This window comes from Candidatus Nealsonbacteria bacterium CG07_land_8_20_14_0_80_39_13 (assembly GCA_002779355.1).
Lineage (GTDB): Bacteria > Patescibacteriota > Minisyncoccia > Minisyncoccales.
Map to the genome: position 1 here is coordinate 1 of PEWS01000014.1, position 9,996 is coordinate 9,996.

General features: G+C 38.3%; 9 protein-coding genes, 1 tRNA gene and 1 pseudogene (1 of these 11 only partly in view). 5 read left to right on the forward strand and 6 right to left on the reverse strand.

The features are described from left to right. Positions 1 to 93: 93 nt before the first annotated feature. Complete coding sequence (locus COS96_00855; protein ID PIU44076.1) at positions 94 to 417, forward strand: hypothetical protein; 324 nt, start codon at positions 94 to 96, stop codon at positions 415 to 417. A gap of 70 nt (positions 418 to 487) precedes the next feature. Here COS96_00855 and COS96_00860 read toward each other — a convergent pair whose 3' ends face one another. The 3 genes from COS96_00860 to lepB are packed head-to-tail and all read right to left on the reverse strand — an operon-like array spanning position 488 to position 2,693. Continuing rightward, complete coding sequence (locus tag COS96_00860) at positions 488 to 832, reverse strand: histidine triad nucleotide-binding protein (GenBank protein PIU44077.1); 345 nt, start codon at positions 830 to 832, stop codon at positions 488 to 490. Position 833: 1 nt separating this feature from the next. Beyond that, entirely contained in the window at positions 834 to 2,126 is a 1,293-nt protein-coding gene (locus tag COS96_00865) for a histidine--tRNA ligase (protein PIU44078.1), read from the reverse strand. A 15-nt stretch (positions 2,127 to 2,141) separates the two neighbouring features. Then, a complete protein-coding gene (gene lepB / locus COS96_00870; GenBank protein ID PIU44079.1) occupies positions 2,142 to 2,693 on the reverse strand; it encodes a signal peptidase I in 552 nt (183 codons plus the stop codon). Between the two features lie 57 nt (positions 2,694 to 2,750). Between lepB and COS96_00875 the strand changes: the two genes are divergently transcribed. Further along, entirely contained in the window at positions 2,751 to 3,416 is a 666-nt protein-coding gene (locus tag COS96_00875) for an aminoacyl-tRNA hydrolase (GenBank protein PIU44080.1), read from the forward strand. A 140-nt stretch (positions 3,417 to 3,556) separates the two neighbouring features. Here the strand turns inward: COS96_00875 and COS96_00880 are convergent, their stop codons facing one another. Continuing rightward, positions 3,557 to 4,357, reverse strand: a complete 801-nt coding sequence (locus COS96_00880) for a DUF3800 domain-containing protein (protein ID PIU44081.1) — start codon at positions 4,355 to 4,357, stop codon at positions 3,557 to 3,559. 616 nt (positions 4,358 to 4,973) lie between these two features. Continuing rightward, positions 4,974 to 6,347: a hypothetical protein gene (locus tag COS96_00885; GenBank protein PIU44082.1), complete on the reverse strand. Its 1,374-nt coding sequence runs from the start codon at positions 6,345 to 6,347 to the stop codon at positions 4,974 to 4,976. Positions 6,348 to 6,553: 206 nt separating this feature from the next. Between COS96_00885 and dprA the strand changes: the two genes are divergently transcribed. The 3 genes from dprA (at position 6,554) to COS96_00900 (ending at position 9,627) form a co-directional block, all read left to right on the forward strand. Further along, positions 6,554 to 7,426, forward strand: coding sequence for a DNA-protecting protein DprA (gene dprA / locus COS96_00890; GenBank protein PIU44083.1), 873 nt, complete (start codon positions 6,554 to 6,556; stop codon positions 7,424 to 7,426). A 10-nt stretch (positions 7,427 to 7,436) separates the two neighbouring features. Further along, positions 7,437 to 9,530, forward strand: a complete 2,094-nt coding sequence (locus COS96_00895; GenBank protein ID PIU44084.1) for a type I DNA topoisomerase — start codon at positions 7,437 to 7,439, stop codon at positions 9,528 to 9,530. A gap of 13 nt (positions 9,531 to 9,543) precedes the next feature. Further along, positions 9,544 to 9,627 (forward strand) — tRNA-Leu (locus COS96_00900). Positions 9,628 to 9,837: 210 nt separating this feature from the next. On the opposite strand, the pseudogene COS96_00905 reads toward COS96_00900, so the two are convergent. After that, positions 9,838 to 9,996 (reverse strand): annotated as a pseudogene (locus tag COS96_00905) (hypothetical protein); it runs 195 nt beyond the window's last position.

Sequence of the window (9,996 nt, forward strand, 5' to 3'; positions counted from 1 at the left end):
CATTTCGTGGTATTATGAGCGATATTAATAATCAACTATCAAGGTCTGAAGTTGAATGCGTTAAGTGTTCGGATTGAGGGGTAGCTGTGGGTTATGGTTAAAAGAAGAATTTCTAAAAAAATAATAAATATGGTCAGATGCTATGGCAAGCGTCTATCAGACGAAGAAAAATTACCCGTTGATAAGGTAATAATTTTCGGCTCTCAAACAAAGGGGAAAGCTCACAAATGGAGCGACATCGATGTTTGTATTATTTCTCCTAAATTTAAAGACTTTATGAAGACAATGGCTTTTCTCTTCCAGAAAAGGAAAGACAATGAAGTAATGGCCGGACTGGAGCCGGTTGGATTTTCAAAAAAAGATTTTGAGGAAGGAAGTAGCTTAATCCAAGAGATTAAAAAACCGGAGTTGAAATAAACATTTAAATTTTATATCACTTTAAAACCCCGACGACAATCGGGGTTTTAAAATTTATATCCCTCCCTCCCTATTCCTTGTTCTCTTGGCTGTTCCAGCCGGAGAGAAGATGAAGGTGGACGTGCTCCACTATTTGACCGGCGCCTTTGCCGACGTTGAACAGAAGCTTATATCCTTTTTCCTTCGCCCCCTGCTCTTCAGCTATTTTGTTGGCCGTTAAAATCATTTTACCGACCAGAGCCTCGTCTTCAATCCCCAAATCGCTGACGGAAGCTATGTGTCTTTTAGGAACTATTAAAATATGGATTGGCGGTTCAGGATTAATATCCTTAAAAGCCACAATCTGGTCATCCTCATAAATAATCGTTGATGGAATTTCTTTGTTTATGATTTTACAAAAAATACAGTCAGCCATATTATGATTGTTGTTTTTTGAGCATTTCCTTCATCTCCTCAACCGCCTTATCCAATTTCACTATTTTCTGAACCCTGCTATCCATATCCCTGATAATTATTTCTCCAGCCAGAGCTTCCTTTTGTCCCAAGATCAGAGAGTATCTGGCTTGGATTTTATTGGCTATCTTCAATTGCGGCTTCAAGGAATCGCGTCCCAGCGACTCAGCCACTTTAATCTTCGCCTTTCTGAAATCGTCCAAAAGCTTCAAACTTTTTCTTTTTGATAATTCTCCCAATTGAGCTAAGAAAATTTTGGGCAAAACAGGCTGGGGCATTTCCGCTCCCTGCGCCTTCATCATATTGATGATTCTTTCCACTCCCATCGCCCCTCCGCAGGCAGGAGTGTCTTTCTTGCCGCCCAAAAGCTTGACCAAATTATCATACCTTCCTCCGGCCGCCAAAGTGCCTTGAGATTTTCCTTCTTCAGATTCTTCGTAAATTTCAAAAACTGTTTTGGTGTAATAATCCAATCCTCGGACAAGGCGGGGATTTAATGTGTAAGGAATGCCGATCTCATCCAGAAATTCCAAAAATCTTTTAAAATGGCTGTGGCAATTTTCACAGAGATAATCAACCGTCTGCGGAGCTTCCAGAGCAGCTTCCTTGCATTTTTCATTCTTGCAGTCCAAAATCCTTAAAGGATTATCTTTCAATCTCTTCTTGCAATCAGGGCATAGGGAAGATGTTTTCAAGCGGAAATACTTATTTAAGGCTCTTTTATAAGATGATCGGCATTGTCCGTCTCCGATGCTATTCACTTCCACAACTAATTTTTTCAATTTAAGAGAAGTCAGAATGTTATAAAAAATCTGAACTATTTGAGCGTCAATTAAAGCGCTCCCTTCCCCTATCGCCTCCATTCCAAAATGATGAAATTGGCGATATCTTCCGGCTTGAGGCCGGTCGTGGCGGAAAAATGGCCCGAAATAGCTTAATCTTACCGGTTGAGGAAGGCTTTGCATCCCGTGCTCAAGATAAGCCCTCACGACAGGCGGAGTTCCTTCCGGACGCAAAGCTAAAGAATCACCTCCTTTTGTTTTGAAAGAATAAATTTCTTTTTGAATAATATCCGTTAATTCTCCTGTCCCTTTTTCAAAAAGCCCGCTCTCTTCAAGGATGGGAGTGGTTATCGGTTGAAAACCGTAAAAATCAGCGAACTCTTCACAGGTTTTACTTATTTTTTGAAAATATTTTTGGTCTTCCGGCAGAATGTCGTGCATTCCGGTCGGAGACTGAAATTTTAATTTTTCCATTGTTATATTTAGTTATTAATTATTGTAATCCAAAGTATTGAATTCATGGAGAGAGGTAAACGGCCAAACCCTCAAAAAAACTTTACCGATGATGTTTTTTCTCGGAAGAATTCCCCAACTCCTTGAATCAAAAGAAACCGCCCGATTGTCTCCCATAACAAAATACTCATCTTCCCTCATTGAAATTTTTACATTCCCCGTAGTGAAAACGTTATAAGGAAGATACCCTGTTTCGTCTAAAACTTTTGAGCCGTCTTTCCCATTGATTATCACTTGCCCATTGCTGACGTCCACTGTTTCCCCGGGCAAGCCGATAACCCTCTTGATGAAACGCTTTGACGGATCTTCCGGATATTTAAAAACAACTATATCTCCCCTTTCCGGATCGCCTAATCGGTAAGACATTTCATCAATAATCAAATAATCATTCTGGCTGAAATTCGGCTCCATTGACTGGCCGTTGACAAAAAAAGGCTGAAATAAAAAATAGCGGATAGGAAGCACTATCAGCAGAGCGATAACGGTTATTTTTACAACCTCAAAAACAAAGGAGAAATACTTATTCATATCTGTGATTTTATCAGTATTTTTTTGTTTTAACAAGAGAGGTGATATAATCGAACTATGTTATTGATTGTCGGCTTGGGAAATCCGGGCGAAAAATTTAAAAATACGCGCCATAATATCGGCTTTAAGGCAATCGATGGAATCGTCGCTAATTTTTCCCGCCCGTTGACGGAATCCCGTAGCGGCGGGACAACTTTCAATTTTCAATCAATTTTTAATGCTCAAATTTCCAAAGGAAAAATTAATGGACAAGATATCGTTCTCGCTAAACCGCAAACTTTTATGAACCTTTCAGGCCAATCAATAAAGAAAATAATCAAGGATTGTCCCGCCTCAACCCCGCTATGGCGGGGCAAGATGCGGGAGAAATTAAAAATTGAAAATTTGGTTGTCATTCATGATGACATTGACTTACCGCTGGGAAAAATAAAGATTGTCAAAAACAGAGGAACCGGCGGGCATAAAGGAGTTGAGTCAATTGCCAAAGAATTAAAAACAAAGAACTTCATCAGGATAAGAATCGGAGTCAACCAAAGCTCAAAACTAAAAATGCAAAATGAAGAACAACAGCTTAAAACTCAAAAAATAGAAGCATTCGTTCTCGGAAAATTTGATAAAAAAGAAGAAAAGATTGTTAAGGAAATAATCAAGAAAACCATTTCAGCTGTTGAAATGATTTTGAGCCAAGGATTAGAAAAAACCATGTCCGAATTCAACCAATAAACTATCGTCGTGGGGTCATATTGCCGTAGGGTCTGACCCCGCGATGGCCTATTGACTTACAACGACCGCTTGCTATGCTATAAGTAATGGATCGGGGTGTCCCCGGTCGGCAAAAGGTTCCGCAAGGGACTTTTTGCTTTTTACGAAAAAATTTCAAGTCCATAACCGTCAATTTTGCCAGCGCCACTGCAATATAATTTATTTTTGATAATGGTAAAGGGAATATACGGCTCCTCCGAATTTAAAACATGACGAGCGATTGGATAAGCGCACAAGTCGGCTATCTGCAAGCCATTATCGTTATCTTTTTTAGTAACCATTGAAAAACTTTCAATTCTTTTTTCAAATCTGGTGGAAATAACATGAAATGTTCCGCGATCAATTATCTCGTTATAATGGGCGAGCAATTGCTCGTCTTCTTTTCTTCCTCTTTTTTCTATTGTAATTGAAACTTTTGGTGATGAGTTTTTGTCGTCAGTGCAGAAAACCAATCTTTCTAAAATATAAGAGAGGCAAATTGAATATGGATTGTCTGCGACTTTTCCGTATTTTTCAATATGCCTCTTTTTGTCTATCGCAACAGAAATAATGATAAATTTCGCTTCGGAAATAATCTTGTTAAGTCTTTCATAAAAACGCTTCTTGATATCAATATCAAACAATACCTGAAAAGATCCTTCGCATTTTCTTATATCTCTTGAATGTAAAATAACTTGACTGGTATTAAAAAATTCTTGTTTCAGGGCGATAATATTTGCGACAGCTTTTTGATATTCTGAATCTTCAAACAGACAACCAACTAACAGAAAAATCGGGAAATTATCATCAATAAAAGTTAAGCCGTGGTCACCAGTTTCGTCTAAGAAAAAATGGTATTTTTTATTTTGTTGCTCTAACATAAAATTTATTTCCAAAAACTTAATTTCTCGCTTTTTACCCATTCTATAAACTATTGATTGTGCTTGGCTTAGCCAAGCACACGCCCCAGCATCATCCGTCAAGATTTGCCCTCAACCATCTCACCTCCTTCTCCGCCCTTTCCAATTATCAATTTTTCTATCAGCCCAGACCTCAAAAATTTTTATTAAAAATACAAACAATAAAAACGGCCACATTATTTTAATAACAAACCACATAGTCCAAAGCATCATTTTTATAAATTCCCAAGTATCAATTTTAAAAATGGGTTCCATATTAAAATTTTATGTTTAATTTTCATTACCTTCATTATGAGCAGATTTTATGTTGACGTATGTTGACGTCAGACATCAACATCAGACATCAACATCAGATCATCAACATCAAATTCCTAAATCAACATTGGGCGTTGCTTAACTAAGTTAAATTTATCGTGGGGTCTTCATCGTGGGGTCTGACCCCACGATGCAGATTTAATATTCAACACCTCTCATAGCGTCTTCATTTTTCAGCCTTTTGGAATTATAGTTGTTTGATCTGTCATAGTTATTTCTTATAAAAGCCTCTAATTGCCTTTATTGTATTTCGGGTCTATTTTTCTTTATCTTAAGCCATTTTTATTATTGCCTTCAAAAGCCTCTAAAACGCCAGAGTGTAAAAAATGTTTACTGAAGCGCCGTTGGCGACTAATATTCCCAAGTCTCGCAGTTTCTTTAGATCATTGTTGATTGTTGCTCTGGGAGTGCCTTTGAGTATTTTTTGGCAATCAGAAATCGTAAGCCTATTTTTAATAAGCAAAACATCAATCAGCCTAGTTTGCCTATCATTTATTTCTTGGTATCTCTCACCCAATAAAATCGCTTCAAAACTATTGACTGAATTTCTGAAAAGTGGCGAGGGCAAACCCCATTCTTTCATTTTTTTGATAACGATATCTATACCTCGATCATATTCTTCCAAATAACGCATATCTTTCAATCGCGCTGCAATCATGGAATTTCTACTGAATTGTGCCTCTTTTATATTATCCACCGTCACTCCGGGAGGTAGCGAACCATGATTCACAATTTCCAGTCGATCTTGAAATACTCTGATCTGATTATATGTTTCAATGATTTTATAATCCCGATGGATAATCGCGTTCGCAATAAGTTCGCGGATGGCTTCTTCTGGATATTCATATCTATCTTCCCTTTTTGTGCCAATGATAGAGGCTTTTCTGGAAATATTTTTTAAGACAAATTTGTATGATTCATCAATCAAAACATCAAGCGTTCCCTTAAGGTCGACTGAATCGATAATTTTTGACGCCGGATCGCTTTCGCTGTAGCGAACACAACGAACTGTAAACCTATCAAAAGACGGTTTATTTTGAGGATAATTTTTAGAAAAAATCAAATACCCCCCAACTGTCGGCTTATATTCTCCTTCAAAATTGCCCAGTATTCCAAGATTTTCTAAAACAACATCATTTGCCTCATGGCTTGCTCCTCTCTTAACATCCGTTTCGCTTTGCTCAAGTAAATGTTCAACTTTTGCGATTGACACATCATCTTTATTTGTCCCTCTTGCTTCGGAACGATCAAACTGAAACTCTTTAGAAGTCGCAATATATGTTCTAAACTCATTATCTGTAATTCTTCTGCTTGTGTTTCCCTCTCTAATATAGGCGCCATTTGGCAATCCAACTGGACGAAAATAGCACGGCACATAGTCTTTCGGACATTCTGGAACATAAACCGCGATAATATCTTTATCTTTGTATGAAATCACGTGATATTCGGGTCGCAAAACAAAACTCATTTTATCATTAAAATATTCTGTAAGTTTGGTCTGCATAAAATCTATATTCTCACAACCAGTAATAGCATTTACTCTTTGATCTACCCCAAAAACAACAAGTCCGCCACCGTGACGATTAGCAAAAGCTGAAATACTTCTCCAAATATCGTTTGGGATATTTTTTATTGAAGTTTTAAACTCCAAATCAGGTAATTCAGAAGCTATCGCCAAGCCATATTCATTTTTTTTATTATCTCCTCTTTTGTCATAATTTTTATTTCATTAAAACATCTATACTAACGCCAAAGGCTTTGGCGATGATCGCTTACATTCACTTTATCTCTTCTTGACCTTAAATTCAATCTAAGAAAACGATATCACCGACTAATCTGAACGAATTTTTTTGCGGAAATTCTAATTTCTGATAAACTAAATGAATGACTGATGGAATTCAGAAAGTTACAATTAATGACGCCGAGTTCCCAAAACTCCTGAAAAAAATTTCTGACCCGCCGAAAGAACTTTACTTCAGGGGAAATTTTATTTTGAATGATGATTGCTTCGCTGTTGTCGGAACGAGAATGTGCTCTCCTTATGGAAGACAGATGGCAATGGAAATAACCGGCGATTTGACCGAGGCCGGACTGACAATCGTCAGCGGACTGGCTCCGGGAATTGACACCTGTTCTCACCAATCAGTTTTAGAAAAAAAGGGCAAAACTATCGCTGTCTTGGGAACGGGTCCGGATGACGCCAGTATTTATCCTCAAATAAATCTGAAACTGGCTAAGGATATTGTTTCTTCAGGCGGGATGCTCGTTTCTGAATATCCTCCGGGAACAAAAGGGACGAGATTCGCTTTTCCCCGAAGAAACCGCATCATCACCGGACTATCCATGGGCGTCTTAGTTGTTGAGGCTAAAGAAAAATCCGGCTCCCTGCTTTCAGCCGGGTGGGCTAAAAAACAAAAAAGAAAAATTTTCGCCGTTCCCGGTCAAGTCCATTCCTTAAATTCCAAAGGCTGCCATTGCCTGATAAAACAAGGAGCTAAATTAGTTGAAAACGCCGATGATATTTTAAGGGAGCTAAGTTCTTTCAGCTTTAAAAGAATCCAAAAAAAGAATTTGAGGGGAGAAAACGAAGAAGAAAATTTACTCTTGAAAATTCTGGAAGAAGAACCCCTCCATACTGATAAAATTATTGAAAAAACAAAAATGCCGGCCGGAAAAATAGTTGGCTTGCTTGCTATTTTGGAAATAAAAGGTAAGGTAATAAATTTAGAAGAGGGAATTTATGCAATAAAACGCTAATTAAAACCAAATGAAACTGATAATCGTGGAAAGTCCGACTAAAGCCAGAAGTATTCAAAAATTTCTGGGGTCAGATTATAAAATATTGTCTTCTTTCGGACACATTAGAGATTTGCCGAAAAGCAAACTCGGCCTTGATGTAGAAAAAGATTTCAAACCTGATTACGTGATTCCAACGAAGGCCAGAAAAACAGTTAACTTGCTCAAAAAAGAAGCTGAAAAAGCAGAACTGGTGATTTTAGCAGCCGACCCTGACCGAGAAGGAGAAGCCATCGCTTGGCACATCGCCCAGACATTAGGTCTGAGCGAATGTAAAAATAAAAATGAAAAATGCAAAAGATATGAAAGAATTACTTTTCATGAAATTACCGAATCAGCCATCAAGGAAGCTCTAAAGAAACCCGGAACGATTGATTTGAATTTGGTTGACGCCCAGCAAGCCAGAAGAATTCTTGACCGGCTTGTCGGCTACAAACTCTCCCCTTTTCTCTGGAAAAAAGTCGCCCGAGGACTTTCCGCCGGAAGAGTTCAATCAACAGCGGTTCGTTTGGTCATTGATAAAGAAAGAGAAATCGGAAAATTCATTCCGCAAGAATACTGGAGTATTGTCGCTTCGCTCCTAAAAATCCCAAATTCGGAGTTTGAAGCAATCCTAATAAAAAAAGGGGAAGAAACGATAGAGAAACTGGGAATTAAAAACAAGGAAGAAGGAGACAAAATACTCCAAGAATTGGAAGGAGATGAATACGGCGTGGAAAAAATTACAAAAAAGGAAACCTTAAAAAATCCTTTCCCGCCTTTCACAACCAGTTCTCTTCAACAGGAAGCCTGGAGAAAATTTCACTTTTCCGCCAAGCAAACGATGCGAACTGCCCAATCCTTATACGAAAAAGGTTTAATAACCTACCACAGAACCGACTCTCTGAATCTTTCTGAAGCATCGCTTTTTGCGGCTAAAGATTTTATTTTAAAAAATTACGGAGAAAAATATTGGGTAGGATTCTTAAAAAAATATAAAACTAAGGGAAACGCCCAAGAGGCCCATGAGGCAATCAGGCCGACTAAACCGGACTTCATCCCGCGAACTTCAGATAAGCAAAGCGCTTTTGAAGATGCCCATCAGGAACGGCTTTATGAAATGATTTGGCAAAGATTTATCGCCTCGCAAATGGCGTCGGCAATCTTTTACCAAACATCCATTGATATCAAAACACGAAAATCGGAATACACTTTTAGGGCCAATGGACAAATTCTAAAATTTGACGGCTTCCTTAAAGTTTATCCGACCAAGTTTGAAGAAAATATTTTGCCGGAGATGGAAGAAAAAGAAGTTTTGGATTTGAAAAAAATATCCGCTCTTCAGCATTTCACCCAACCGCCGGCCAGATATAGCGAGGCCAGTCTGATTAAGGCCATGGAAGAAAATGGAATCGGCCGGCCGTCAACTTACGCTCCGACGCTGTCAACAATACAAGCCAGGAACTATGTTGAGAAAAATGAGCAAAAAAGATTCCAGCCGACGGAAATCGGTTTTGTCGTCAACGACTTGCTGGTAAAACATTTTCCGGAAATTGTTGATATTAATTTTACCGCTGAAATGGAAAAAAAATTAGACCAAATCGCTGACAATAAGGAGGAATGGGTTCCTACAATCAGAAACTTCTATGACCCTTTTGCGAAAAATTTAAAAAACAAATACGAAGAAATAAGCGACAAAAAAACCGTTGAAGAAACTACTGACAGAAAATGCCCCAAGTGCGGGAGCAAAATTACGATTAAACTGGGAAGGTTTGGAAAATTTTACGCCTGCTCAAATTTCCCGACTTGTAAATTCACCGAGTCATTGGCGAAAGACGATTTTAAAGTAAAATGCCCAAAATGCGAGAACGGAAACGTTACGGCCAAAAGAACAAGAAAAGGAAAAATATTTTACGGCTGTAATAATTACCCGAAATGCGATTTTGCCCTTTGGGACAAACCGACCGGAGAAAAATGCCCTCAATGCCAATCCCTTCTGATTGAAACAAAAGGAAAGAAAATAAAATGTTCAAACAAAACCTGCGATTACAAGGTTGAGGTTGAAAAACAGATTAAAATCGGATAATATCAAAGCAATTGCCGGGGTGGTGGAATTGGCAGACACGCAGGTTTCAAAAACCTGTGGGCGCAAGCTCATGAGGGTTCAAGTCCCTCCCTCGGCACAGCGTAAGAACGTTAATTTTGCTTAGCAAAATTTTACGTTCAACGCTATTGGAACGCCACGAAAGTCGCGTTACCGCGACAACGCGGTTTACGCGACTTAAATTTTCAAAGAAAATTTATTGCGTTCCACACGCAAATTATCAATGTTCGGTTTTTGATAAGCCTAAATCAAAAAATAATTTTTAAAAATAATAAAAAAGAGGATATTATTAATCCTCTAACGGCTTTAATCCCTTAAATTTTAATTCTATCAGTTTTTCTCTTTCCTCATACAGTCTTTCCAATTTTCCTGAAATCTCTTTAGTTTGCGAATCAACTATTTGGGTAGACAGCACAAGAATTATCGCTGAAACCATAAAAGCGGAGAT

What these genes read in the sequence shown, in the direction of transcription:
- COS96_00860 (PIU44077.1), bottom strand. Translation starts at nt 832, where the DNA reads ATGGCTGACTGTATTTTTTGTAAAATCATAAACAAAGAAATTCCATCA.
- COS96_00865 (PIU44078.1), bottom strand. Translation starts at nt 2,126, where the DNA reads ATGGAAAAATTAAAATTTCAGTCTCCGACCGGAATGCACGACATTCTG.
- COS96_00880 (PIU44081.1), bottom strand. Translation starts at nt 4,357, where the DNA reads ATGGGTAAAAAGCGAGAAATTAAGTTTTTGGAAATAAATTTTATGTTA.
- COS96_00875 (PIU44080.1), top strand. Translation starts at nt 2,751, where the DNA reads ATGTTATTGATTGTCGGCTTGGGAAATCCGGGCGAAAAATTTAAAAAT.
- lepB (PIU44079.1), bottom strand. Translation starts at nt 2,693, where the DNA reads ATGAATAAGTATTTCTCCTTTGTTTTTGAGGTTGTAAAAATAACCGTT.
- COS96_00895 (PIU44084.1), top strand. Translation starts at nt 7,437, where the DNA reads ATGAAACTGATAATCGTGGAAAGTCCGACTAAAGCCAGAAGTATTCAA.
- COS96_00855 (PIU44076.1), top strand. Translation starts at nt 94, where the DNA reads ATGGTTAAAAGAAGAATTTCTAAAAAAATAATAAATATGGTCAGATGC.
- dprA (PIU44083.1), top strand. Translation starts at nt 6,554, where the DNA reads ATGACTGATGGAATTCAGAAAGTTACAATTAATGACGCCGAGTTCCCA.